The organism is Vibrio rotiferianus (assembly GCF_002214395.1).
Classification (GTDB): Bacteria; Pseudomonadota; Gammaproteobacteria; order Enterobacterales; family Vibrionaceae; genus Vibrio; species Vibrio rotiferianus.
In genome coordinates this window covers 2,068,146-2,093,711 of the sequence record NZ_CP018312.1, presented here as the reverse complement: position 1 = coordinate 2,093,711, position 25,566 = coordinate 2,068,146, and the positions used below count along the sequence as shown (strand labels likewise).

Below are 25,566 nucleotides of genomic sequence, written 5' to 3'. Positions count from 1 at the left end.
TTAATGAATTGAACATGCGTTCACTAAAACTAAACGCATGTTCAAGAATATGAAAATACTTGTTTGAATTTAACGCCAGTCTCCGCGGAGTGCTTTTACTTTCTCAAACATGGCTTGTGCACTGGCTTGTTTTGGATCGACTGGCGTTCCCGCTTCTATTTCCAGCTTGGACCAAAAACGTGTTGGAAGCCCCTTACAGGCACGACCTTTCGCTCGGCTAAAGTAACTGCCCCACAAGCCTTTCAATGCCATCGGAATGACAGGAACAGGGCTACGGCGAAGAATGATATCAATACCACGCATAAATTCATTCATCTCACCATCTGCTGTCAAACGTCCTTCAGGGAAGATGCAGACAATATGACCTTCGCTCAATGCTTTTTCAACATCACTGAAAGCTCTGCGAATAGAAGTTCGATTGCTGGCTGAGATAGGAATCACTCCAGCTCGACGAAGAAAGCGTCTTAGTGGAGGGAGGTTTGCATAGTCTTCTTCCATTACAAAGCGAATTAGGCGTGGGCAAACTGCACTTAGAAGCAGAGAGTCCATGTAGCTGACATGGTTACAGACAATCAATGCCCCACCGTGTTCTGGAAGGTGGTGTAAGTTCTTGTGTTTTACTCGGTAAATAGTATGGGTCAACACCCACATAGCGAAGCGCACCACAAAAATAGGGATCTGCAGAAAGATGTATGTTGCAACGAGGAAGTTAAGAATTGCCAGAAGCGCGAACAGTTGAGGTATGCTCATCTCAAGCACGCTTAAACAAACAATGCCTAATACAGCGCTGCCTACCATGAATAGAGAGTTAAAGATGTTTAAGCCTGCAATGACCTGCGCTCGTTCCGTTTCTTTAGCTCGGTGTTGCATCAAGGCATAAAGGGGGACGATAAAGAGACCGCCGGATACACCTATCATTAATAAGTAGAAGAACAAGGGCCAGAATGCATCGTAGCTGACAAACTCAGCGAAAGTATGGAAGCGAGGCAGATCGGTCGGAATCGATGTTGCCATCAAGAAACCGAAGATTGTGATACCCAAAGCACCAATTGGTACTATGCCTACTTCAATACGATGATTGGAAAGCCAGTTACAAGCCATAGAGCCAACCGCAATACCCACCGAGAAGAGTGCTAAAAGGAAAGAAACCGCGCTTTCGGTGCCATTCAAATACACCTTAGTGAAGTTAGGGAACTGAGTCAGATAAGCCGCGCCTAAGAACCAGAACCAGCTAATAGCCATGATACATTGGAAGACAATTCGATCAGACTTCGCAATAGAAAGTGTGAGTTTGGTCTGCTTGTAGGGCTGCCACTTAAATTGAATATCTGGTGCGCCAGCTGAAGCGAAGGGAATAAAGCGGCTAGAGAGATAGCCTAGTACAGCGAAGATAACGACGCAGAATGCGGCAAGATATTTGGCATTGTCTGCAGATGCGATAAGACCTGCGCCAAGCGTACCGACCAAAATCGCGATAAACGTACCAGCTTCGACTAAGGCGTTACCAGGAACCAGTTCTTTTTCGTTGAGTTGCTGAGGAAGCAGTGCGTATTTGACTGGACCGAAGAACGCAGATTGCGTCCCCATCAAGAACAGAAGTAAAAGGAGCACGCCGTAGCTCTCGGTAATAAAGCCAATCGCTCCCAACAACATGATGCCTATTTCGAACAGCTTTACTTTGCGGATAAACCACGACTTCTCATACTTATCTGCTAGTACCCCCGCGGATGCGGAGAATAAGAAGAAAGGCAGAATAAATAGCCCCGCAGCAAGGTTGATGAACAAGTTGCTAGAGATCGGGAGCGCGCTAGAACCAGCAAAAGCAACAAACAGCAGCAGTACATTTTTGAATATGTTGTCGTTGAAAGCGCCAAAAAACTGGGTAACAAAATAGGGAAGAAACTTTTGCTGTCTAAGTAGAGACGACTGGCTGTCAGGTGACATGAATAATCCCTTATTACCAGTTCATTAAATAATTAGAAAGCAAGTTGTCGATCAGCTCTTTTCCGTCGATAGGCTCAGAAGAGAAGAACTTATCATCCACGCTAAGTAGGGTGATACCATGTACACCAGACCATAATACACGGCTTGCTTGTAGCACTTCTTGCTCTGTCCTTTGAGGAGCAATCGCAGCTAGCAAGGCTTCTAGCATGCCTGTCATACCGTCGATGCGTTTAGCATGCCACTCAGGGAGTTCGGCGCCATTCATATTGTGTTCGAACACTAACTGCCAGCGGTATGGGTTCTGTTGAGCAAAATCGTGATAACAATAAGCGAGCTGAAAAAGCGCCTGATGTGAATCTTTGCTGTTTTTAGTTGCCTTTGTTGCTTGTTGCTGCAGCTCATCAAGTGTTTGCGCCACTACATGTAAAAGTAGCAGGTTGTAGTTACCAAAAACATTAACTAAGGTACTCGGTACATAGCCAATCATGTTCGCGATCTTACGAAGGCTGAGATCGTGGTATGAGTTTTCCGCCAAAAATTCTTGGACAGTGGAAAGAGTTAAATTTACCAATTCTTCTCGGGTGTGATCGTTTCTGCGCGCCATAATTTAATACTACATATTGAACATTGTTCAATATGATAGACAGCTAGGTAATAGGCGTCAATAAGGCAATCACGTCAGAAACCTATGAGTTTGGCAATATTCTGATACATGTCGGATCATGTAGATAGTTTCATTGTTTTATTATAGCGAGTATGATGATTCCATATTCATCTTTGGCGTGCTACTGCTTGAGATTACAAAGTGCTCAGACGGTCGGATGCATATACTTAGATACTTATCGTCAATTTTAAGGATAACGATGAAACGTTTATTTTCGATTGTTGCTTTACTGATGTTTACCGTAGCCGTAACGCCTATCGCGGAAGCGAAGAAATTCGGTGGTGGTAAATCTTTTGGTAAGAGTTACAAAACCGCGCCTGCTCCTAAACAGCAGCAACAAAATACAAATACCATCGGTAAAGAACAAGGTGCTAAGACATCGAGCAAAAAAGGCTTGATGGGTGGTTTACTGGGCGGTCTTCTAGCTGGTGGTTTATTGGCCGCATTCTTTGGTGGTGCGTTCGAAGGTATCCAGTTCATGGATATCCTAATCATCGGTTTGATTGCATTTGTGATCTTCAAACTGATGCGAGGCATGCTTGGCGCAAAGCAGGGCAGTATGAATCAGCATCGTCAACAGCCAGCATTTGGCGGCAACGCTTCTAAGTTCGAGCAACCAAACATGCAGAACTTTGAGCAGCAACCAAACACAAACGCTGGTGGTTTTGGCGGTTTCGGTGCTCAAACTGATGTACCACACAACTTCCCACCGGGTTTTGACCAAGCGGCATTCATTAACGGCTCTCGTGAGCATTACCGAATTCTGCAGGGTGCATGGAACCACAATCAACTGCACACCATTGAAGAGTACGTTTCACCAAGCTTATTTGAAGACTTGAAGGCAGAGCGTGCGAAGCTGGAAGGCGAGCAACACACTGATGTGATGTATGTAGACGCTGAAATCGTTCGTGCTGATTATGACGCGAATAAAGCACAGCTTAGCCTACAGTTCAGTGGTCGTTACCGTGATGCTGAGGAAGGTATCGAAGAAGACATCGAAGATATCTGGCACCTAGAGCGTGACCTAACCGTGCCAAACGCACCTTGGTTGATTGTTGGTATTCAAGGTTAATCACCAACAGCGTTCAGTTTAGTCTTAATAAAATCCCGCTTTCGAGCGGGATTTTTTATGCCCGTAGATCAGAGAATCTAAACGTATCAAACGAATGGTGAGTGGTTGAAGTTGAACTAAATAGGGTTGGTAATAAGGGAAACGATGAGCCACACAGTAGGGAATAGTGAAGATAGAACTAATGAAGGTGAGCAATGGCTTGATTCCATTGGCAGAAGTAAATCGACTCAGACTTGGATGCTCTCTCAAATTGAGGTAGATAAGAGTGCTTAGGTAACGTATTACTTAACGGGAAATCACGAACCATAGCGTTTTTACTGAGACTAGAGTTTAGCTGAGATAGTCGGGGTAAAGTTGAAAATGATAGCGATAGAACGAAAAAGCCAGCTCAATGAGCTGGCTCTTCAATATGGTGGAGGGGGACGGATTCGAACCATCGAAGGCAGTGCCGGCAGATTTACAGTCTGCTCCCTTTGGCCACTCGGGAACCCCTCCAGGGTATTTTTATACTTAGATGTTAGTTTCCCAACCTAGCTTCCAAGTTGTTCTCATGTTCAAAGGATAAACATAAGAAAGAATATGGTGGAGGGGGACGGATTCGAACCATCGAAGGCAGTGCCGGCAGATTTACAGTCTGCTCCCTTTGGCCACTCGGGAACCCCTCCAGGGTGTTTTTATACTTAAAAGTTAGTTTCCCAACCTAGCTTTCAAGTTGTTCTCATGTTCAAAGGATAAACATAAGAAAGAATATGGTGGAGGGGGACGGATTCGAACCATCGAAGGCAGTGCCGGCAGATTTACAGTCTGCTCCCTTTGGCCACTCGGGAACCCCTCCAGGGTGTTTTTATACTTAGATGTTAGTTTCCCAACCTAGCTTCCAAGTTGTTCTTATGTTCAAAGGATAAACATAAGAAAGAATATGGTGGAGGGGGACGGATTCGAACCATCGAAGGCAGTGCCGGCAGATTTACAGTCTGCTCCCTTTGGCCACTCGGGAACCCCTCCAGGGTGTTTTTATACTTAGATGTTAGTTTCCCAACCTAGCTTCCAAGTTGTTCTTATGTTCAAAGGATAAACATAAGAAAGAATATGGTGGAGGGGGACGGATTCGAACCATCGAAGGCAGTGCCGGCAGATTTACAGTCTGCTCCCTTTGGCCACTCGGGAACCCCTCCAGGGTATTTTTATACTTAGATGTTAGTTTCCCAACCTAGCTTCCAAGTTGTTCTCATGTTCAAAGGATAAACACAAGAAAGAATATGGTGGAGGGGGACGGATTCGAACCATCGAAGGCAGTGCCGGCAGATTTACAGTCTGCTCCCTTTGGCCACTCGGGAACCCCTCCAGGGTATTTTTATACTTAAGATTTGTTTTCCCAACACATCTCTCAAGTGCGGAGCGCATCATAGCAAACTCGCTCCGGCTGTAAAGCGTTTTTCTTACGTTTTTACGTTGAATGCTGCCTTTTTGGGCAAAGATGGCAGAAAGTCAGCGTTTTGTATGTCCTTTAAACAAAAAGGAAACTTACTATTTACCGGAATTTACACTACTTGACGTTATACAACGTATCTACTGATAAACTGTATGCAGTTAAGTAATATCCATTTATTCTTTAGTAGTTACGATTATGAGCATGAAAGCCACTTTATCCATTTTGACGCTTTCTATATTGATGGCCTCACCCGCAGCTTTCGCAGCAAAGCGTGGACCGTCAGCAGTAACAGTTGTTACTGAACAAGTAGAAACGCATGAAATCAATCAGTCTTTATCGTTAATCGGCAAGCTTGAAGCTGCGGAATCAGTTATTGTTGCTTCAGAGGTTGCTGGCAAGGTGAAACAGATCGCCGTTAAAGCCAATCAAAACGTTCAGCAAGACCAATTGCTTATTCTATTAAATGACGATAAAGCACAAGCGGCTTTAGTAGAAGCAAAAGCTTACTTAAAGGATGAGCAACGTAAGTTAAAAGAATTTCAGCGTTTGGTGAAACGTAATGCGATCACTCAAACAGAAATTGATGCACAAAAAGCCAGTGTAGAGATTGCAGAAGCGCGCCTTAATGCTGCAAAAGCCAACTTATCGGATCTTCATATTGCAGCTCCTTTTGCCGGTACGGTTGGCTTTATTGATTTCAGTCGAGGAAAAATGGTCAGTGCAGGTTCTGAGTTACTGACTTTGGATGACCTATCGGTAATGGAGTTGGATCTGCAAGTTCCAGAGCGCTACCTTTCTATGCTGTCGGTTGGTATGGAGGTCGGTGCGACCACCAGCGCGTGGAGCGGTATGGGCTTTGTCGGTAAAGTAACAGGCATTGATACTCGTATCAGTGCTGAAACTTTGAACCTTCGTATTCGTATTGAATTCGACAATCCTGAAAACCACCTTAAACCAGGTATGTTGATGAATGCGTCTTTGGCATTCCCTGCTATTGAAGCGCCAATTATCCCTGTTCAAGCACTGGAATACTCAGGTACTAAGCGTTTCGTGTACGTTATTGATGAAGACAACAAAGCGAAGCGTCAAGAAGTACTCTTGGGTGCACGTGTCGACAACGAAGTTGTGATTGAATCTGGTGTTGAGATCGGTGACAAGATCGTCGTGCAAGGTATTGTGAACATGCGCGATGGCGTAGAAGTAAAAGAGATCGTTGCACCTGGCAAAGTGAAAACCGCTGATGCAAGCGGTGAGCAAGGTGTGAAAGGCTCGCAAGGCAAAGCGGCTAAGGAAGCAAATTAATGTTACTTTCTGACGTTTCCGTAAAACGCCCCGTTGCCGCGCTGGTATTGAGCATGCTGCTATGTGTATTCGGCTTTGTGTCGTTTACCAAGCTTGCAGTACGTGAAATGCCAGACATCGAAAGCCCAGTGGTCTCGATCAGTACACGTTACGAAGGTGCTTCAGCAACCATTATCGAGAGTCAAATTACCTCAGTGTTGGAAGACCAACTTTCGGGTATCAGTGGTATAGACGAAATCAGTTCGACGACGCGTAACAGTATGTCGCGTATCACGATTACTTTTGAGTTAGGTTATGACCTCAATACGGGGGTAAGTGACGTTCGTGATGCGGTTGCTCGTGCTCAGCGCTCGTTGCCAGATGAAGCTGACGACCCTGTGGTGTACAAAAACAATGGCTCTGGTGAAGCTTCCCTCTATATTAACCTTAGTTCTTCTGAGATGGACCGTACACAGCTAACGGATTATGCCGAGCGCGTACTCATGGATCGGTTTAGTCTTATCTCGGGCGTAAGTTCTATCGATCTTTCTGGTGGTTTGTACAAAGTCATGTACGTGAAACTAAAACCAGATTTGATGGCGGGGCGCTCGGTGATCGCTTCAGATATTACGTCAGCACTTCGTAGTGAGAACTTGGAAAGCCCGGGTGGTGAGGTACGTAACGACTCCACTGTTATGTCAGTGCGAACCGCTCGTACTTACAACACGCCAGAAGATTTTCAATATCTGGTCGTAAAACGTGCAAGCGACAACACGCCAATTTACTTAAAAGACGTAGCAGATGTCTTCATCGGTGCAGAGAACGAGAACTCGACCTTTAAAAGTGATGGTGTCGTAAACATCAGTTTGGGCGTGGTCCCTCAATCAGATGCGAACCCATTAGAAGTGGCGAAAGCTGTTCGCTCAGAAGTCGATAAGATTCAGAAGTTCTTGCCGGATGGTACTCGTCTTGCGATTGACTATGACGCAACGGTATTTATCGAGCGTTCTATTGCAGAGGTATACAGTACGCTCTTTATTACCGGTGGTCTGGTCATTCTGGTTCTTTACATCTTTATCGGTCAGGCTCGTGCGACATTGATCCCTGCTGTAACGGTACCCGTCTCGCTTATTTCTTCCTTTATAGCCGCTTATTACTTTGGTTTCTCTATCAACCTGATTACCTTAATGGCGCTTATCCTGTCTATCGGTCTGGTAGTGGATGATGCGATCGTTGTCGTAGAGAACATCTTCCACCATATTGAGCGTGGTGAGTCTCCTCTATTGGCAGCGTACAAAGGTACCCGAGAAGTAGGTTTTGCGGTTATCGCAACTACGCTAGTTCTGGTGATGGTGTTCCTACCGATTTCCTTTATGGATGGCATGGTTGGTTTGCTATTTACCGAGTTTTCAGTATTGCTGGCAATGTCGGTGATCTTCTCTTCGTTGATTGCACTAACACTGACACCAGTGCTGGGCAGTCAAATTCTAAAAGCGAACGTAAAACCAAACCGATTCAATCAAGTGGTTGACAAGTTGTTTGCTAAGCTAGAGGCCGGCTATCGTGCAGCTCTTAAAGGAGCGTTAAAGGTTCGTTGGGCAGCTCCTTTGGTTATCCTTGCTTGTATGGGTGGCAGTTACTTCTTAATGAATCAAGTACCAGCACAGTTAACTCCACAAGAAGACCGTGGTGTTATCTTTGCCTTTGTTCGTGGTGCGGATGCGACTTCTTACAACCGTATGTCAGCTAACATGGACATTGTAGAAGATCGTTTGATGCCACTTTTAGGCCAAGGTTTCCTGAAATCATTCAGCATCCAAACGCCGGCATTTGGTGGGCAAGCTGGTGACCAAACTGGTTTCGTGATCATGATTCTGGAAGACTGGAATGAGCGCGATGTCACCGCTCAAGATGCCTTGAATCAAGTTCGTAAGTCACTGGCGGGCATTCCAGATGTGCGTGTGTTCCCATTCATGCCGGGTTTTCGCGGTGGATCGAGTGAACCTGTGCAGTTTGTATTAGGTGGTTCGGACTACGATGAGCTTTTAGTCTGGGCAGAAATGCTGAAGAACAAGGCCGAAGAATCCCCGCTGATGGAAGGTGCAGAGATCGACTATTCGGAGAAAACGCCTGAGCTCCTTGTGTCGGTTGATACGCGCCGTGCCGCAGAATTAGGCGTTAGCGTAAAAGACATTTCAGATACTTTGGAGATTATGCTGGGTGGTAAAAGTGAAACTACCTATGTTGACCGTGGTGAGGAGTATGATGTCTACCTACGTGGTGACGAAAACAGCTTCAACAACGCGGCTGATTTAAGCCAGATCTACTTGCGAACTAACAGTGGTGAACTTGTGACACTAGACACCGTTACTAAGGTAGAAGAAGTCGCGGCATCAATTCGTTTGTCTCATTACAACAAACAGAAGTCGATCACTATTACTGCAAACTTATCGGAAGGCTACACCTTAGGCGAAGCACTCGACTTCTTAGATCAACAGGCGATTGATAACCTACCAGGTGATATCTCAGTAAGTTACTCGGGAGAGTCAAAAGACTTTAAAGAGAACCAAGCCAGTGTTGCTGTTGTGTTTGCCTTGGCATTGCTGGTGGCATACCTAGTACTGGCAGCGCAGTTCGAAAGCTTCGTTAACCCACTGGTGGTAATGTTCACTGTACCTATGGGGGTATTTGGCGGCTTCCTTGGTTTAGTTGTGATGAGCCAAGGGATGAATATCTACAGCCAGATCGGCATGATCATGTTGATCGGTATGGTAACCAAGAATGGTATTTTGATCGTTGAGTTTGCTAACCAGCTGCGTGACCGTGGCATTGAGTTTGAAAAAGCGATTATTGATGCGGCTGCGCGCCGCCTTCGTCCGATCATGATGACGGCGTTCACGACGCTTGCTGGTGCAATCCCTTTGATTATGTCTACAGGGGCTGGCTACGAAAGTCGTGTGGCCGTGGGTACGGTTATCTTCTTCGGCATGGGCTTCGCGACGTTAGTTACTCTGTTCGTTATTCCTGCGATGTACCGATTGATTTCTGCGAAGACTCGATCACCTGGTCATGTCGAGGCTGAATTGAACAAAGCACTGAGTCACGATACAAAAGGGCGTATTGCGCATCCGTAGGTTATTCTCGCTAAGATTTTGAAATTAAAAGCCGAACGTTTTTCGTTCGGCTTTTTTGTGTTTTTCGTCTGACTATTTATAGATCTGATGATAATTGTTGGTTATTCTTTCGTCACTTCTTCGAGGGGCACTGGATTCGCTCATCGTGTTTGGCTGAGCGTTTGGTCTTTTTTGGGTGCTGCATTCGCAAGGAATGATGCTGTACTAATGATGGTATGAGGTGTTTCTTGAAAAAGTGTCGTGGTAGTTATTTGATTGAAATGGTTGCGGTAATGGGGATGGTTGTATTGTTTGCGACAACCGTTTTACCTCAGTTTGCCAACGTTCTAAAAGCAAAAAGTGAGAAAACGTTGCAATCTGTTGAGCATCGTGTCCATGTCGATCAAAAGCACGATGAGATAGTTCTTTAGAATAAAGAAAGCCGAGGTCATATGCCTCGGCTTTGGTTTTCTTTGCAGCATTTTAAATCAGAAGTTCTTGCCAATACTGATTTGAAAACCGTCATACTTGTCGTAAAAATCATCCAGTTCCACATCAGCAAAGCCGTATACGTATTCTGCTTTTAGCCAAAAGTTTTGGTCAATATCCCATTGTAAACCACCGCCTACGTTGAACATCACGCCGGAATTATCATCAACGTTATCGAGTGATTCGATATACATCTCAGCTTGAGTTAGTAGCGCGCTAGCACGACCGAATAGTTTAAATGGAGTATCGCCAAGGTAAGGTGAAGTAGCTAAACCTGACACACCAAATTGGTAGTAGTGTAGATTGATTTTTTCACTGGTTGGTTGGAATTTCAGTTCGCTTTGTGTGTAACGTACGACACCTTCTACTGAAAAGTACTCATTGATATTCTTACCCCAACCGATAGTGATATGCGGGTTTGCAAGTTCGCTTTCGGTATTGCTGCCAAATTTAGGCGTTTCGTAACCAATATTACCGCTACCTAAGTAGAAGTACATGTCTTGATCTTTTGGTTGAGCAGCATAAGCAGAAGCGCTTAATGCGATTGTAGACAGCAAGAAGATGGCATTTTTCATAATATGACTATAACCTTTGGTGGTACTAGCAGTTGAGTTTAATCAATGAGATAGAGGTTGGGTATATTAACAGCCTGAATAGACGGTTAGTCAACTAGCAGTGATCTCAATTCTAAAAATAAAGGAAAGTAAAGTGGCTGAATTCAAATACAAAAATCTGACCCAAGAAGAGCAAGACAAACTTGACGCAGCAACATTTCGTCGTCTGTTAGCGCATTTGGATGCAAACAAAGATGTGCAAAACATCGATCTAATGATCCTTGCGGGTTTCTGCCGCAACTGTTTCAGTAAATGGTACAAAGCAGAAGCGGAAGACCTTGGTGTGGATATCGATATTGATGACGCGCGTGAGCGTGTTTACGGTATGACTTACGATGAGTGGAAACAAAACCACCAACCTAAAGCAACACCAGAGCAGTTGGCTGCATTTGAGGCACGTCAGAAAAAGTAACGCTTCTTAGTGCAAAGATAATAAAAAAACAGCCCGCTGAATGAGCGGGCTGTTTTTGTATGTGAAGTCTGATTTTATTCAGTGATTGGACCGCAGCATGCTGGCTCAACGCAGCCTTTCGACTGAATAATTTCAAGCTGTGCAAGGTAAGGTTGAATGTCACCGATGTTCTCTTTTACCCACTCTGTGTTGTAGTAAGTGTCTAGGTAACGTTCACCTGAATCACAAAGTAGTGTCACGATAGAACCTGTCTCACCACGTTGCTTCATTTCACATGCAAGCTGAAGCACGCCATATAGGTTAGTACCTGTCGATGCTCCCACTTTACGACCGATCAAGCCAGACAGCCAATGCGCCGTTGCAACACTTGCTGCATCAGGGATTTTGCGCATTTCGTCTACAACGCCAGCGATAAAGCTCGGCTCAACACGTGGACGACCGATACCTTCGATCTTGCTGCCGTTTTCGCCCTTGATGTCCGCGTTGCCAGACTGGAAGTAGTCGTAGAACACGGAGTTATCAGGATCAACTACACACAGTTTTGTGTCGTATTTTTGGTAACGAATGAATCGACCAATCGTTGCAGACGTACCACCTGTACCTGGGCTCATCACAACCCAGCTTGGGATTGGATGATCTTCTAATTGCATTTGGCTAAAGATAGAGTTAGCGATGTTGTTGTTACCACGCCAGTCTGTTGCACGCTCAGCGTAAGTAAATTGGTCCATGTAGTGACCGTTTAGCTCTTTCGCTAGACGACGAGACTCATCATAAATTTGGTCTGAACGGTCAACCAAGTGTGCTTTACCACCGTAGAATTCAATTTGTTCAATTTTCTTACGTGCAGTAGTTTTTGGCATCACCGCAATAAATGGTAAGCCTAGAAGACGCGCGAAGTACGCTTCAGAAACGGCTGTACTGCCTGATGACGCTTCAATCACCGTGGTTTCTGGACCGACCCAACCATTACAAATTGCATAAAGGAATAGTGAACGAGCCAAACGGTGCTTCAATGAACCGGTTGGGTGCGTGCTTTCATCTTTTAGATAGATGTCGATACCTTCCAAAGAAGGTAGATCTAATTTGAATAGGTGAGTATCTGCTGAGCGTTGAAAGTCTGCTTCGATTTTGCGTACAGCATTGTTGATCCAGTTGTGGTCAGTACACATAACGTGACTCCTCGAAATTCTGTAGGGTAGTTGTTTTTGTCTATAGGGATAATCTACCTATAACCCTAGAGAAAAACTTTGCTATTATTGTTTTGTTATTCACCTTTGGTAGAAAAGTTTTCTCTAAATCAGGAAATAGCTAGGAATGAGCTTAGACAAAATCGACAAACAGTTACTTTCTTTACTCCAAAACGACGGAACCTTGTCATTAAATGACTTGGCCGAGCGAATCAATCTCACCACCACACCTTGCTGGAAGCGTTTAAAAAAGCTCGAAGATGAAGGCTATATCGAGAAGCGAGTGGCGTTGTTAAGTGCTGAGAAGCTGGATTTATCTTTTATTGCATTTGTGCAACTTAAGACTAGCGACCATTCAGAAGGGTGGTATCACCACTTTGTAACCACCGTAAGTGATTTCCCTGAAGTCATGGAGTTCTATCGGATGGCTGGGGAATACGACTATATGATGAAAGTTGTCGTAAAAGACATGAAGCGCTTTGATGAGTTCTACAAGCGATTGGTCAACAGCGTGAAAGGTTTATCCAATGTCACCTCAACCTTTGCAATGGAGCCGATTAAGTACACTACGGAACTGCCGATAAGTATTAGCTTGTAACCTTCTGCAAGTTTTGAGAAATGGCTTTACCTACCACAAGTTGAGACAACTGATATTTACTCCCCATATCATTGGTAATGAAAGTCCATTTAAACAGATGAAAAATCCACAAAAAATCGACATATCACGACTGTTCTTGTCTTATTTTTGAGAAATTCTAAGAAAAGTCTCTGAGTTCTTAACTAGTATTTTGTATGTTTGGTTTTTCTAATGTAGCTAGGCAAGCGTTTGCTTTGTGCAAAATTCTGTATATTGGGCGACGTTTTCGATCTTTGTGGGATATTTCATCGGTTTTTCAATTATTTGTGCATCGAATAAAAGGCTGTTGGTGAATAAAACATCGTATTATTATCGCGGCCTCCTAGATGTAATAAAATGTTACAATAAATGAAAAAATATTATTCTATCCTTTTGCTTGCTGCTGTAATTACAGGCTGTGGTGGTGGGGGCGGTGACTCCAAGCCTAATGATTCAACTTCTTCTAGTCAGTCGACAAAACAAGTTCGACCTCAGCTTACCGTTGAAGATACGACGTTTGTATTCAACGGGGCAGGGAGTGTTATTCATGCCCAAATGAGCAATGTTCTTGGAACGATCACATACCAAGTTTTATCTTCAACACCTTCTAATGTGGTTCAAGTCGATGATGTTGGTCAGCTGCAACTCCTTCGTCCCGGGACTGCAACGGTTAAAGCCACAGACTCCAGCACAATTTATGAATCCTCTGATGCGACTTTTACGATTACTGTGGATAAAGGCATAAATGCCGATCTTACTGCCAGTGAGCTAAATCTTAATGTTCTCTCCTCTGACGGACAGCAGATTACCGTGCGTGGTCAAAAAGGTGATCTGAGTTTTGAAGTCGCAGACGGTAGTGAGCATTTAGTCCGAGTGGATAGCTATGGGAGAGTTTTTGCGATCAGTGGCTCTGGTCAAGCTCAGATCCGTGTTCATGACTCTGGTAATGATTATTATCAGGCGAGAGACCTGCTGGTCGATGTTCATCTCTATCAGATTGGTGCCGAGCAGCTTCAATATGCACCCCTTAGCGCTGATTATCGCGAAGGCTTAACATTAGAGCCTATTCGTCTCGATAAGGTTGAGACACAAAGTACTCGTTACACAATCATTAATAGTACACCTGATGGTGAGGTTGCTGAAATACTGGATACTAGCTCTGGTTTGCTCCTGATCAAGAATACTGGGCAAGTGACAATAGAAGCGACTGCAACTTATAGTGAAGGCTATATTGAACAACATCAGACGGCTCAATTTAATGTTGTTATTGATAAAGGGGTACGTGAAGCCGTTACTGTGGCAAATGTGTCTACTCATTACCAAGCTAATGCACCACTGTATCCGCAGGTGAGCAAAGCTCTTGGAGATTACTATTTTGATGTCGTGTCCGGCCAAGGTGTTGTACGAATCTCTGATGATGGTAATGCACTATTGATTCAAGGGGTTGGTCGAGCTGAAGTTGATGTAGTTGAGAAAAGCCTTCGTAACTTTCCTTCCACAAAAGCAAGAATGGTCGTGGATGTTGATCAGGCTCCTCATCCAGTTATCGAAGATGTAAATATTGCACTTACCTACCAAGACGGTTTGTCGATTCCATTGGCATTTAAAGGCCAGAAGGGAACGTTAAACTTGGTAGGAGAGTTACCTCAAGGCCTCGGTATGTCAGGTGATACCTTATTCCTTAAGCAGGCCGGAGACTATACGATCACGTTTGAGGATGATGGTGGTGATTACTATCAGCCAACACAATTCAAAGCGAACATCCAAGTTGCTAAAGCACAAGGCCAGCCTCTTTCGACGCGAGATTATGAAGAGGTGTACAGCAAAGACTATCAATTCAATTTGTTGAAAGATTTTGATGAACTTGCCTCCGGTGATGAAATTGAAATGACAGGCAATACGGCCCCTGAGGTCGCGAATATGATTGCAAATGGAATCGTGCATGTATACAAGGCTGGTGACACCACCTTGACCTTGCGTCGTAAAGAAAACATCAACCATACGTCAGGCCCAGAACAGCAAGTAAAATTTAAGATTCTGAGTGCGCCAAGTCGTATTAAGATAGCGTCAAACGTTGAAGACTCCTGGAACCCATATAAACCGTTACTGGATAAGCCAGTTATCACCGGAACGGTAGGGAGTGTGACATATAAGTTTGCTGAAGGAGCCCCCACTGATGTTGTTTCTTTGGATGTACACACTGGAGAGATGCATATTCTTAATGTGGGTAGTACACAAGTTGTCGTTGCGGATTCAGGTGACGATAGATTTACCCCAGGAGAGTCCAGCTTTACTGTTTCAATTAAGCCTATCGAGAGTCAGGCATCGGTAAGCTATCCAAATGCTATTTTTGAGACGGACAAAACCCTCACTCCCGTGGTGACGGACAACGATGCTCAAGCTTCATACCGTTTGATCAACCAAACCTCACCTGTCGTGCAGATGAAATCGACGGACTCTGGGGAGTTGGATATTCTTCATGCTGGCGATTATGCAGTGGAAGTGACGCTTACAAGCCGTAACTACTTAACGAAAACCATGACGGTTAATGGCTCCATTGAAAAGGCGGAGCATCCTGGACTGGACAGGACTCGTCAGACGGTGTCATTCGAACCTTACAAAAGGGTTGAATTAGATTTAGGTACAGCAATTGGTACAAGAAGCTATGAGTTTGCGAATACGGTTAGTGAAGATTTAGCGACACTCGACCCTGCAAAAGGCGCTCTTACTTTAGTTGGTTACCAATTTGGTCATGCGGTTCAATTAAAAGTTTCAGAAAGTGAAACTCGAGATTATAAAGCATTGGCAAAAACGCTCGTAACGATACCACTAGAACTGTCGGAATCTGGAGATGCTGACCAATATACGGATCTTGATAGTGAGCAGACCGTCGTAATTAGCACACTTAGCGCTCCGGAATTTTCGAATCTTCAAGAAAGCTCGTTTGGTCTAATGGGAGCAAGAACTGTTCGTGGATCAACCGATGCAGAACTTATCAACTATGGCAAAGGTGAAGTAGCTTACCTGCAAATGAAGCCGACGAGTAGCGAGGACCCGACTCAGTATCGTGGGGTGTGGATGCACATTGCTCGTTTTGATGGCTGCTATTCGCAATTGAATGAGGATGATACTAAGCCATTTCAAGCGATTGATTACGCAGATTCAGGCTATTGTGAGAGCGGTAGCACGATCCGTATGACCCGATTTTTAGTCATTGATGATAAAGGGTTAGAAGACAATACGGATTATGAGTTGGTTAGTCCGCTTATCCATTATCGTCGTGGTGCGCGCAAGTTCTTAGCGGATGATCATGGTGGCTTCTATCCAGCGGAAAATGAAATTACGGGTGAGGGGAAATACGGCTTTCCTAAATCGTTATATGAATGGGCTGTAGTGAACTTCAATTACCAAAAGAGTTAAACGAATAAGGAGTGCATAAGCACTCCTTTGTTTTTGGGGCTAGAAGCCAAATTACTTAGTAAAGCGCATTACGCCTTCTTGTACTGCTGTTGCAACTAGGTGACCTTGTTGGTTGTATATCTCGCCACGAACTAAACCGCGAGTGTTGCTCGCTGTTGGACTTTCAATTACATACAACAACCAATCGTCCATTTTAAATGGACGGTGGAACCAGATTGAATGGTCAATAGTAGCTACTTGGAAGTTGGGGGTCATCAGCGACACTTCGTGTGGGTGAAGTGCAGTGGTCAAGAAGCCCCAATCCGATGCGTACGCCAACAGATATTGGTGGATCAATTGATTGTCAGGCATCTCACCATTGGCTCGAATCCACAGATACTGTTTCGGCTCTGTTTTCTTTGGTTTTAGTGGATTAACTATGTTAACTGGGCGGGTTTCAATGGGTTTCTCGCCACAGAACGTTTTACGTAGCCGCTCTGGTAAGAACTCGGCAATGTGGCTTGCTAGTTCCGTTTCGGAAGGGAAATTTTCCGGCCCAGGAATGTCAGGCATGGTGTTTTGGTGATCAAACCCAGGTGCGTCACCATGGTAAGAGGCAGTCAGGTAGAAAATCGGGCGCCCATTTTGAATGGCTTTAACTCGACGAGTACTAAAGCTACGACCATCACGAAGGTTCTCGACGTCATAGATGATCGGCTTTTCTGGATCTCCAGGATAAAGGAAGTAGCTATGGAATGAGTGTACCGTGCGAGCTTCTTCAACGGTATAGCGGGCTGCCGATAAGGCTTGTCCGATAACTTGTCCACCATAGACTTGCGGTAGTCCTAAGTTTTCACTTTGACCGCGGAATAAACCCTCTTCTAACTTTTCGAGCTGTAATAGACTCAGCAACTCTTTTAGTGGTTTACTCATGCTCTCTCCTCAACTTAAGATTTTTGATTGCTTCAATTATGAAACAAAATCAATTGTTTGGTAATTTCTAACTTAGTCAAACTATTGTCAAATAATGCTCGGTATAGCAGACAGTTTAATAGTCTAAGATTATACTTGCTTCGAATTTATACACCTATTGAGGAATATATGAAAAAATCACTACTACTTGTTACTTCTTTACTATTTGGTGCAGCTCTAGTGGGTTGCCAAAGTTCTCAAACGACAGAATCTGTAACGGCTGAGGCATCAATGAAGACAATTACGGGTACAGTGGCTTATCGTGAGCGTATCGCGCTTCCTCCTCATGCAGTAGTAACCGTAGCCCTAGAGGATGTGTCTTTGGCCGATGCACCAGCGAAAGTTCTTGCGAAACAGACATTCGAGACTGAGGGTAAACAAGTACCTTTATCGTTTGAACTAAGCTACAACAGCAACGATATCAAACCAAACCACCGTTACAGCCTACGTGCACGTATTGAAGTGGACGGTAAGCTACGTTTTATCAATGACACAAGCATTCCAGTTATTACTGATGCAGAGCAAACGCACGAAGCAAATATTCGTCTAGTGGGTACACGTTAATCGTTAGTCCAATTGATTGTAAAATGGCAGCCTAAGGCTGCCATTTGTATTTTTTGAGTGAGACTTTTCCGATCTCAGACACTTCAATGCCTTCCGCTTCAAGCTTCTGCTTTTGCCTCTCCAGATCACGACCTTTTAACGAAATCTTTCCTTGGCTATTAATTACTCGAAACCATGGAAGTTTGCTGCCTTCTGGTAGATTCCCTAATGCTTTACCTACGTGTCTTGCATAACCAGGATAGCCTGCCATTTTTGCGATCTCGCCGTAAGTTGAAACTCGTCCAATAGGAATTTGGTGAATTACAGCAAAGATTTGCATTAGAAATTGGTCCATACTGAAAGTGTCCACTGTTGTTTACCAAGGAATGGTAATACACAAGACTTGTACTTCGCTATCAGTTCTTGCTCCTTAACATCATTTGCCGCTCATGTTCCTTCACCGTGTTTTGTTGTTTCTTTTGTGAGCCGCAGCTGATCTCTAAGAGTAAGTTGGAAATACAAAAACAAGCTCAGTCTTAGTTTATATAGACCCGCTCAACGACGTTGAAGGCCCAGTTTGATATGCCGTTGAGTTACCAGGTTGGTTGGGGAAGCCAGGAGGCGCTATGATTTTTTCGACACTTCAATTTCTCGTTACGACTCTTCTTGCCGTGGTGTGTGCTCGTGCCATCAGTTTGAGCGAAGGAGACATTCCCGTTCTTGCTTTGATGATTCCTGCGTTGTGGATACTACCGCAAGGTGGTATCGCCGGATTAATACTTCTAGGAGCAATGACCGTTTATGGCTTGACGCTATCAATGCAGCCAATTGCTTTGTCGATTGGAGTGTTGATTCTATTCCCATTACTCATGGTCGTGTTCTCGCGGCGCAGTTCACTGGGCGTTTTGCTTACCGCAGGTCTCATTGTGCTCACGTTACAAGTTGGCATCATGGTAACGCAGCAAGCTGGTAAATTAGATGGGACTCCTTGGATTACCGTTGTTCAAACGATGGCCGTTGTCGTGATGTGGTGGGCTGCCAACCATTGGAAACCCTCAGAGAAACATAGCTGGTGGTCACTGTTGTTATTGTTGCCATTATGGTTGGCGGATTTGCCTTATGCTGTATTAGTTGCGTTAAGTGTCACCGGGATCCTAGCTTCTATGGAAGCGCTGACTAAGATTAAAAACTCAATGCGTTGGGGAAAGTTACTCTGTTGGACATTACCAACCGTAGGCTTTGCTGCGTTGGTTGTTAACCCGAATATTGATGTCCCTAATCCGGTATTTGTAGTCTGGATTTGTTTGTTGGGAACGGCCTGGATGACAGACTATATCTTGAGAAGCAGTGACGAGCAGGCAGAATTGTAACGTACAGAAATTTAACGAGAAAGAGTGATACTCTCTACAGTCTCTCCATCAATCGATGAAAAATGAAGCCGAATAGTATATGTTCAGCTTTTCATATTTACAGGGTATGTCAAGTACATGTTGTTGGGTGAATGGCCCAACTAACCGTATACATAATTAGTTGGCCATGGTTAAGATTTTTAAAGGGCTGGTATTTGCTTATTTGTTGCAGTGCAGTCCATTCTTGTTTGCTCAGTCAGTGCATCAGAAAGAATATAAAGTTGCTACAGAAGCGGATGATATTGTTACACGCGCTTTGTTTGATGCGATTTCAGCAGAGTTTGATGTATCAATACAATACGTCAATTTCTCTAGCTTTGATGCCATTCTAGATTCTGTAGCAGAAGGTAAGAGTGACTTTGCCGCCAATATAACCTTCACCGAAAAGCGAGCTAAACGCTTTAGTTATTCCCGCCCAACGAATATCGAATACACCTACCTATTCAGTCACACAGATAAAACCTTGGATGACATTCATAGCGTTGGAGTGCCTAAGGATACAATATACTCAGAGCTTATCAGGCACTATTATCCGGATATCGAGCAGGTGTTTTATCAAGGCCACGATGAAGCCGTTGAACTACTGAATAATGGTAGGGTTGATGGTGTTGTCGATGCCATCAACCAACTCAAACCCATGTTGTTAGATGGGTTTGATGCGCAATTACTTAATGATCAAATCTCTATTAAGCCTGTTTCCATTGTTAGTCCTAAAGGTCTGCATTTACATGAGCTAGAGGCTTTTTCTGAGTATATCCATAGTGAAGAAGTACAAAAATTACTTCGGGAAAGGGTCGCAAAATATCAGTTTGATCTTCGTCAGAGCGCTTTACGGGAAGGGTTAAGTACCTTACCAATTGATTTGAAGCAGCCGATAATCATTAAACTTGAGCCTATCTTCCCTTACGTGGTTTACAACGATGATGGAACCATTGAGGGAATGACGGCTGAGGTAGTCCACAAAAGCTGCGATATCTTGAACTTAAAGTGTGAGATTGTGAGTCAAAAGGATGAAAGCTGGGAAAGTATGTATAGCCAGTTCATTCAAGGTGACATAGACATGATAGCACCGCTAACGATAAGCCGTGACCGCCGTGCATTTAGTTACTTTACCCAGCCGCATTATTCGCCAAGTTCGGTCATGGTAAGGCGCCTAGGATACAAACCTAATGTCTATTCTCATGTCTCCCAGCTAATCTCTGAACGTATTGGTGTGGTGAAAGAAGACTTTTTTGATCATCTTTTGAGCCAAATGTTGCCGCTAAAAAGTTTGAAAAGATATGAAAACCAACAAGCTCTCATCGATGCACTACTTGAGCGAGAGGTGGACTATATCGCGATGGATACTGCGATGCTCAACCATTTTCTTCGTCTAAGTGAGTTATTGCCCATCGAGCAGGACAACGCGATTGGTGAATTTTATCAATCACAGCTTTCAGTTGGCTTAGCAAAGTCCACTAAAGGTGAATTGTTGGCGCCATATTTTTCTAGAGCGATATCTATGTTGAATTTGGACAATATTGTCGCTCGATACGATTTACGGCCAGATTGGCGTACGGCATTAGAATATGAGGTAAGGCTGGCAACCCAAACTCAAGCTGTATTCCTATTTGTACTGATATTTGCAATCTGTGTATCGATTTACCTTTATCGTCAATCCAATACCGATAATTTAACAGGGTTACGCAATCGCAGGTCATTGCAATTGCGTTTTCGCCAGGGAGTCTCACCAGAGTTAGCAATCCTCTACCTAGATATTAATCGTTTCAAGCAAATCAACGATACATATGGTCACAGAGCGGGAGATATGGTTTTGCAACAGCTCTCAAATGACATCAAAGCCTTGTGGGATGGCAGAAGCTATCGTCTTGGAGGAGATGAGTTCATTCTTATTGGTAACCCGACTCAAGCACAGCTAGAGCTGGCGATAGAAAAGCTGGCAACTATTACTTTACAAGATGGAACGTTAGATGAAGCTCACCCTATCTCTGTTTCTGTTGGTTGCTCGGTGAATCGTCAAAAGACATTGAGTCTAGAGAGCGCTCTCCATCTTGCCGATGAAGATATGTATCAAAGAAAGCAAGCATCACGACAAGAGACGAGACCGAAGCTTGTCGATGAGATTCGTGTTTAATTGTTGAATTGACCGACTTTTGTTCAAACAGTAGGGGAAAGGGAAAAATCGTTACTTTAGCCCTTGCAATCTGAAAGGCGATACTTAATAATCCTCCCATCATTTGAGACACACTCTCAAAACAGAATTATGGGGCTCTGGTCCTCTCGCAACAATAGCTCGTGAACTCGGTCAGGTCCGGAAGGAAGCAGCCGCAGCGTGTGACTTGTGTGCCGGGATGTGGCTGGGGTCCCACCCTTTAAAAGCCTCGCTTAAACAGCGAGGCTTTTTCGTTTCCGGCGTCTCTTTTTGTTCATTTCACTTTATTCTATAATCTGGCGCTCTACTTCATGCCATTTTCACCTGGGATATTTTCATGATTTCAAAAAACCAACTAAAACTGCTTCGTGCTTTGGGTCAAAAGAAGCAGCGTAAAGCGCACGGCTTATTTCTGGTTCAAGGTGAAAAGAACGTACTGGAATTGGCAAACAGTTCGCTTACGGTAAAGCAAATCTTTGCAACCACTGAGTTCCTAGAGCAGCACAGCCAAGAACTCAATGGCTTCGAGTGCATTGAAGCGTCACTGGATGACCTAACCAAAGCAAGCACGCTGGTGAGCAACAACGCGGCCATTGCTGTAGTTGAAATTCCAAATGTAAAAGTGCCACAGGCTAAAGGCTTAATGATCGCATTGGATGGCGTTTCGGATCCGGGCAACTTAGGCACGATCATTCGCGTAGCAGACTGGTATGGTATCAAGCACATTATCGCGAGTACTGATTGTGCCGACCCATACAACCCAAAAACCATCAGTGCAACCATGGGCAGTTTCGGGCGCGTGCAAGTGAGTCTTGTTGATTTACCAAGCTACTTGGAAGAAGCAAACTTGCCTGTTTATGGTGCTTTCCTTGAAGGTGAAAGCGTGCACAAGACGGAATTCTCAGCAGACGGGATTTTGTTGATGGGCAGCGAATCTCACGGTGTGCGTGAAGCGGCGTCTAAATTTGTGACCGACAAGATTACTATTCCAGCATTTGGCGGTGCAGAGTCTCTGAACGTGGCAATGGCGACAGGTATTATTCTGGACAACATGCGTCGTCAACACAGCTAAACACAGCTAGAAGAAACATTCGATCAGAGAAACGAGATTCCCGACTGAGCTCCTTCGTCGCTATCGGGAATGACGAGCCTGTTTTTAATCGGGGTCAAATGGGAAGCTAGGTGCCGTTGCTAAACGTATCCTAGGTAAATCATCGAAGGATTTTGATGGTGTTTGTGTTTACCCATCGAAAAGATCACCCCGCCTCTGAATGTCATCCTCGAGAGGGAGGGACGACCGAGTCGGGGATCTCTTGCTTGTGGCTTATTTTTCTAGCATGTCCAACTTGTTTGGCACACCATTCCACTTTTCTGCTTCATCCATTGCTGGCTTTACTTCAGTTTGTACTGGCCAGATTTCCGCAAGTTCTGCGTTGAGCTCTTTATAGATCACTTGATCTTCTGGTAGCTCGTCTTCTTGGAAGATGGCGGCTGCGGCACATTCGTCCACGCACAAGCCACAGTCGATGCATTCAATCGGGTTGATTACCATAAAGTTCGGGCCTTCGTGGAAGGCATCAGCAGGGCATACCGCGACACAGTCAGTGTATTTACATTGGATACAGTTATCGGTTACGACAAACGCCATGATAATCAGCTCTTAAGTTAGTCAAAATTGAAGAATGGGGATAATACTCATCCCAAGGCAAAATTCAACATTCGCTACGTTAATTCCGCCGCGCAACTTGGATTTAGTATGACAGACAATTCAATTTCTCGTAAAATGCGCGCCATTGTGAGCTGACCATTGTAGAACTCCTCAAAAATATGAAGAGAAATGCATGGCTTTGGCTAAGACACCTACCATAACGAGACATCACATGATTCGTATTAATGAAATTAAACTTCCTCTTGATCATGAGGAAGGCGCGCTATTGGACGCGATTACTAAAAAGCTTGGCATTGCTGCTGAGAAAGTTATCTCTTTTAATGTCTTTAGACGCGGCTACGATGCTCGTAAGAAAACCAATATCCATCTTATCTACACGCTAGACATCATCGTTGAAGGTGATGAAGAAGCGTTGCTAGCGAAATTTGAAAAAGATCCGCACGTTCGCCAAACGCCAGATATGGAATACAAGTTTGTTGCGAAAGCACCTGAGAACCTAACAGAGCGCCCTGTGGTGATCGGTTTTGGTCCTTGTGGTCTTTTTGCGGGTTTGGTTTTGGCTCAAATGGGCTTTAACCCAATCATCGTTGAGCGTGGTAAAGAAGTTCGTGAACGTACTAAAGACACGTTCGGCTTTTGGCGTAAGCGCACACTAAACCCAGAATCAAACGTACAGTTTGGTGAGGGCGGCGCGGGTACTTTCTCTGATGGTAAGCTTTACAGCCAAGTGAAAGATCCAAACTTCTACGGTCGTAAAGTGATCACTGAGTTTGTAGCAGCTGGCGCACCAGAAGAAATTCTATACGTAAGTAAACCGCACATCGGTACCTTTAAACTGGTTACCATGATCGAAAAGATGCGTGCGAAAATCATCGAGCTAGGTGGTGAGATCCGCTTTAGCACTCGTGTTGACGATCTGCATATGGAAGATGGTCAAATCACAGGCGTAACGCTATCAAATGGTGAAGAGATTAAATCTCGTCACGTGGTACTAGCGGTGGGTCATAGTGCTCGTGATACGTTTGAAATGCTGCACGACCGTGGCGTTTACATGGAAGCAAAACCGTTCTCTGTTGGTTTCCGTATCGAGCACAAACAGTCGATGATCGACGAAGCACGCTTTGGTCCAAACGCAGGTCACCCAATTCTTGGCGCGGCAGACTACAAACTGGTTCACCACTGTAAGAATGGCCGTACGGTTTACAGTTTCTGTATGTGTCCTGGTGGTACGGTTGTTGCGGCAACGTCTGAAGAAGGTCGCGTAGTAACCAACGGTATGAGCCAATACTCTCGTGCAGAGCGTAACGCGAACAGCGCAATCGTTGTGGGCATCTCTCCAGAAGTCGATTACCCGGGTGATCCGCTAGCGGGTATCCGTTTCCAGCGTGAACTAGAATCGGGTGCTTACGCACTAGGCGGCGAGAACTACGACGCACCAGCACAGAAAATTGGTGACTTCCTGAAAGGTCGAGATCCAAGTGCGCTGGGCGATGTTGAGCCATCATTCACTCCAGGCATCAAACTGACTGACCTATCAAAAGCGCTACCTGCGTTTGCTATTGAAGCGATTCGTGAAGCAATCCCAGCGTTCGATCGTAAGATCAAAGGCTTTGCTTCTGAAGACGGTCTACTGACTGGTGTTGAGACGCGTACGTCTTCTCCAGTTTGTATTAAGCGTGGTAAAGACTTCCAGAGCATCAACCTGAAAGGCTTCTTCCCTGCAGGTGAAGGTGCTGGCTATGCTGGTGGTATCCTTTCTGCGGGTATCGATGGCATTAAAGTGGCTGAAGCGGTGGCGCGTGATATCGTTGAAGCGATGGAAAATGCTTAATTTATTCGAGTAATAATACTTCGAAAGCCAGCCTCATTTGAGGTTGGCTTTTTTGTTTGCACTGCATAGCTAATTATTTCTAACTTGAGTTTTTATTAACTCGACTTTATCTCGACCTCTGCGCACGCTAAATATTTTCACTGTTCATCACCAGACTGAGTTTTGCACCCGAGGTAAATAAATATGCAACTGTGTATTTATTGTTTTGTCTTATGTATCAGTTCGGATAGAGATCAATAGACTAAATCTATAGATAAAATTGCTAATTTCCATTTAGTAAAATCAAGAAATTAGACGACACTTATCTTAAAGGCAGCAAAAACGTGCCGCTAAGGAGATAAGAATGCACTCACTAAAAGTTAAAGATTACATGACATTGCAAGCGGTGACGTTCACCAAAAACATGTCGCTAACAGCGGCTTTGGATAAGGTGATGCAAAGTGTTACTCTAGGTGGACCAGTTATTGACGAAAACGAGAAAGTCGTAGGATTCCTTTCTGAGCAAGACCTTTTAGACAAACTCGTTAAAGCCAGTTACCACTGTCAGGATACACATACTGTTGAAGAGTGTATGCATGACGATGTACTTTCTGTGTCACCGGAAATGTCGATCATTGAGTTGGCCGATATGATGAAAATAGGCAAGCCCAAAATGTATCCGGTAGTGGATGACAAAGAAAAATTGGTCGGCGTGATTACAAGACGTGATGTACTTCGAGCGATAGGTAAGTCTCTAAACGAGTGCTTCCAGCATCCTGTTTAAAACC

At 44.4% G+C, this 25,566-nt stretch carries 21 protein-coding genes, 6 tRNA genes and 1 other RNA gene; 15 read left to right on the top strand and 13 right to left on the bottom strand.

The genetic code is table 11. From position 1 onward, the window contains the following. Positions 1–69 precede the first annotated feature (69 nt). Both BSZ04_RS18760 and BSZ04_RS18755 read right to left on the bottom strand, forming a co-directional pair. Complete coding sequence (locus BSZ04_RS18760) at positions 70–1,944, bottom strand: MFS transporter (protein WP_088881117.1); 1,875 nt, start codon at positions 1,942–1,944, stop codon at positions 70–72. 13 nt (positions 1,945–1,957) lie between these two features. Beyond that, positions 1,958–2,548: a TetR/AcrR family transcriptional regulator gene (locus tag BSZ04_RS18755; protein ID WP_010447044.1), complete on the bottom strand. Its 591-nt coding sequence runs from the start codon at positions 2,546–2,548 to the stop codon at positions 1,958–1,960. Between the two features lie 259 nt (positions 2,549–2,807). Here BSZ04_RS18755 and BSZ04_RS18750 point away from each other — a divergent pair, with 259 nt between their 5' ends. Next, entirely contained in the window at positions 2,808–3,680 is an 873-nt protein-coding gene (locus BSZ04_RS18750) for a Tim44 domain-containing protein (RefSeq protein WP_010447046.1), read from the top strand. A 144-nt stretch (positions 3,681–3,824) separates the two neighbouring features. Further along, positions 3,825–3,953 (top strand): hypothetical protein, encoded by a 129-nt coding sequence (locus tag BSZ04_RS25385; RefSeq protein ID WP_269456892.1) that lies wholly within the window; start codon positions 3,825–3,827, stop codon positions 3,951–3,953. A 137-nt stretch (positions 3,954–4,090) separates the two neighbouring features. Here BSZ04_RS25385 and BSZ04_RS18745 read toward each other — a convergent pair. The 6 genes from BSZ04_RS18745 to BSZ04_RS18720 form a co-directional block, all read right to left on the bottom strand. Beyond that, a tRNA-Tyr gene (locus BSZ04_RS18745) sits at positions 4,091–4,175 on the bottom strand. 85 nt (positions 4,176–4,260) lie between these two features. Continuing rightward, positions 4,261–4,345: transfer RNA gene (locus BSZ04_RS18740), tRNA-Tyr, on the bottom strand. An 85-nt stretch (positions 4,346–4,430) separates the two neighbouring features. Then, positions 4,431–4,515 (bottom strand) — tRNA-Tyr (locus BSZ04_RS18735). An 85-nt stretch (positions 4,516–4,600) separates the two neighbouring features. Beyond that, positions 4,601–4,685 (bottom strand) — tRNA-Tyr (locus BSZ04_RS18730). An 85-nt stretch (positions 4,686–4,770) separates the two neighbouring features. After that, positions 4,771–4,855, bottom strand: a tRNA-Tyr gene (locus BSZ04_RS18725). Between the two features lie 85 nt (positions 4,856–4,940). Then, a tRNA-Tyr gene (locus tag BSZ04_RS18720) sits at positions 4,941–5,025 on the bottom strand. Between the two features lie 282 nt (positions 5,026–5,307). On the opposite strand from BSZ04_RS18720, the gene BSZ04_RS18710 reads away from it, so the two are divergent. The 3 genes from BSZ04_RS18710 to BSZ04_RS18700 all read left to right on the top strand — a co-directional run bounded on the left by BSZ04_RS18710 (position 5,308) and on the right by BSZ04_RS18700 (position 9,937). Continuing rightward, positions 5,308–6,414, top strand: coding sequence for an efflux RND transporter periplasmic adaptor subunit (locus BSZ04_RS18710; protein ID WP_088881115.1), 1,107 nt, complete (start codon positions 5,308–5,310; stop codon positions 6,412–6,414). Further along, the gene (gene vmeF / locus BSZ04_RS18705) at positions 6,414–9,527 is read left to right on the top strand and encodes a multidrug efflux RND transporter permease subunit VmeF (protein ID WP_088881114.1); all 3,114 of its coding nucleotides are present in this window, start codon (positions 6,414–6,416) and stop codon (positions 9,525–9,527) included. Before BSZ04_RS18710 ends, vmeF begins: the two co-directional genes overlap by 1 nt. A gap of 227 nt (positions 9,528–9,754) precedes the next feature. Beyond that, positions 9,755–9,937 (top strand): type II secretion system protein, encoded by a 183-nt coding sequence (locus BSZ04_RS18700; protein ID WP_128826809.1) that lies wholly within the window; start codon positions 9,755–9,757, stop codon positions 9,935–9,937. A 57-nt stretch (positions 9,938–9,994) separates the two neighbouring features. Here the strand turns inward: BSZ04_RS18700 and BSZ04_RS18695 are convergent, their stop codons facing one another. Then, the gene (locus BSZ04_RS18695; protein ID WP_010447071.1) at positions 9,995–10,570 is read right to left on the bottom strand and encodes a porin family protein; all 576 of its coding nucleotides are present in this window, start codon (positions 10,568–10,570) and stop codon (positions 9,995–9,997) included. Positions 10,571–10,703: 133 nt separating this feature from the next. On the opposite strand from BSZ04_RS18695, the gene BSZ04_RS18690 reads away from it, so the two are divergent. Continuing rightward, complete coding sequence (locus BSZ04_RS18690; RefSeq protein WP_005431642.1) at positions 10,704–11,021, top strand: DUF1244 domain-containing protein; 318 nt, start codon at positions 10,704–10,706, stop codon at positions 11,019–11,021. A 74-nt stretch (positions 11,022–11,095) separates the two neighbouring features. On the opposite strand, the gene BSZ04_RS18685 is transcribed toward BSZ04_RS18690, so the two are convergent. Next, positions 11,096–12,190 (bottom strand): PLP-dependent cysteine synthase family protein, encoded by a 1,095-nt coding sequence (locus BSZ04_RS18685; RefSeq protein ID WP_038882747.1) that lies wholly within the window; start codon positions 12,188–12,190, stop codon positions 11,096–11,098. Between the two features lie 145 nt (positions 12,191–12,335). Here BSZ04_RS18685 and BSZ04_RS18680 point away from each other — a divergent pair, with 145 nt between their 5' ends. Together BSZ04_RS18680 and BSZ04_RS18675 are read left to right on the top strand one after the other, a co-directional pair. Next, positions 12,336–12,806: an Lrp/AsnC family transcriptional regulator gene (locus BSZ04_RS18680; protein ID WP_088881113.1), complete on the top strand. Its 471-nt coding sequence runs from the start codon at positions 12,336–12,338 to the stop codon at positions 12,804–12,806. Positions 12,807–13,193: 387 nt separating this feature from the next. Continuing rightward, positions 13,194–16,244, top strand: a complete 3,051-nt coding sequence (locus BSZ04_RS18675) for a D-Tyr-tRNAtyr deacylase (RefSeq protein ID WP_088881112.1) — start codon at positions 13,194–13,196, stop codon at positions 16,242–16,244. 51 nt (positions 16,245–16,295) lie between these two features. Here BSZ04_RS18675 and tesB read toward each other — a convergent pair whose 3' ends face one another. Further along, positions 16,296–17,156 (bottom strand): acyl-CoA thioesterase II, encoded by an 861-nt coding sequence (tesB, locus tag BSZ04_RS18670; RefSeq protein WP_088881111.1) that lies wholly within the window; start codon positions 17,154–17,156, stop codon positions 16,296–16,298. A gap of 168 nt (positions 17,157–17,324) precedes the next feature. Between tesB and BSZ04_RS18665 the strand changes: the two genes are divergently transcribed. Beyond that, positions 17,325–17,759 carry a YbaY family lipoprotein gene (locus tag BSZ04_RS18665; RefSeq protein WP_010447084.1) on the top strand — a complete coding sequence of 145 codons (435 nt, stop codon included), beginning with the start codon at positions 17,325–17,327 and terminating at the stop codon, positions 17,757–17,759. Between the two features lie 31 nt (positions 17,760–17,790). Here the strand turns inward: BSZ04_RS18665 and BSZ04_RS18660 are convergent, their stop codons facing one another. Continuing rightward, a complete protein-coding gene (locus BSZ04_RS18660; protein WP_010447086.1) occupies positions 17,791–18,093 on the bottom strand; it encodes a DNA base-flipping protein in 303 nt (100 codons plus the stop codon). Between the two features lie 271 nt (positions 18,094–18,364). On the opposite strand from BSZ04_RS18660, the gene BSZ04_RS18655 reads away from it, so the two are divergent. The 4 genes from BSZ04_RS18655 to BSZ04_RS18640 all read left to right on the top strand — a co-directional run bounded on the left by BSZ04_RS18655 (position 18,365) and on the right by BSZ04_RS18640 (position 22,371). After that, positions 18,365–19,108, top strand: coding sequence for a VP0952 family biofilm-associated protein (locus tag BSZ04_RS18655; RefSeq protein ID WP_088881110.1), 744 nt, complete (start codon positions 18,365–18,367; stop codon positions 19,106–19,108). 166 nt (positions 19,109–19,274) lie between these two features. Further along, complete coding sequence (locus BSZ04_RS18650; protein WP_088881109.1) at positions 19,275–21,281, top strand: GGDEF domain-containing protein; 2,007 nt, start codon at positions 19,275–19,277, stop codon at positions 21,279–21,281. Between the two features lie 135 nt (positions 21,282–21,416). Beyond that, positions 21,417–21,513, top strand: an RNA gene (gene ffs, locus BSZ04_RS18645) — signal recognition particle sRNA small type. Between the two features lie 123 nt (positions 21,514–21,636). Further along, entirely contained in the window at positions 21,637–22,371 is a 735-nt protein-coding gene (locus tag BSZ04_RS18640; protein WP_088881108.1) for an RNA methyltransferase, read from the top strand. A gap of 252 nt (positions 22,372–22,623) precedes the next feature. Here BSZ04_RS18640 and fdxA read toward each other — a convergent pair whose 3' ends face one another. Further along, entirely contained in the window at positions 22,624–22,947 is a 324-nt protein-coding gene (gene fdxA / locus BSZ04_RS18635; RefSeq protein ID WP_005431654.1) for a ferredoxin FdxA, read from the bottom strand. 232 nt (positions 22,948–23,179) lie between these two features. Between fdxA and BSZ04_RS18630 the strand changes: the two genes are divergently transcribed. Then, a complete protein-coding gene (locus BSZ04_RS18630) occupies positions 23,180–24,799 on the top strand; it encodes an NAD(P)/FAD-dependent oxidoreductase (RefSeq protein WP_010447098.1) in 1,620 nt (539 codons plus the stop codon). Positions 24,800–25,142: 343 nt separating this feature from the next. Next, entirely contained in the window at positions 25,143–25,562 is a 420-nt protein-coding gene (locus tag BSZ04_RS18625; protein ID WP_010447101.1) for a CBS domain-containing protein, read from the top strand. Positions 25,563–25,566: the final 4 nt, after the last annotated feature.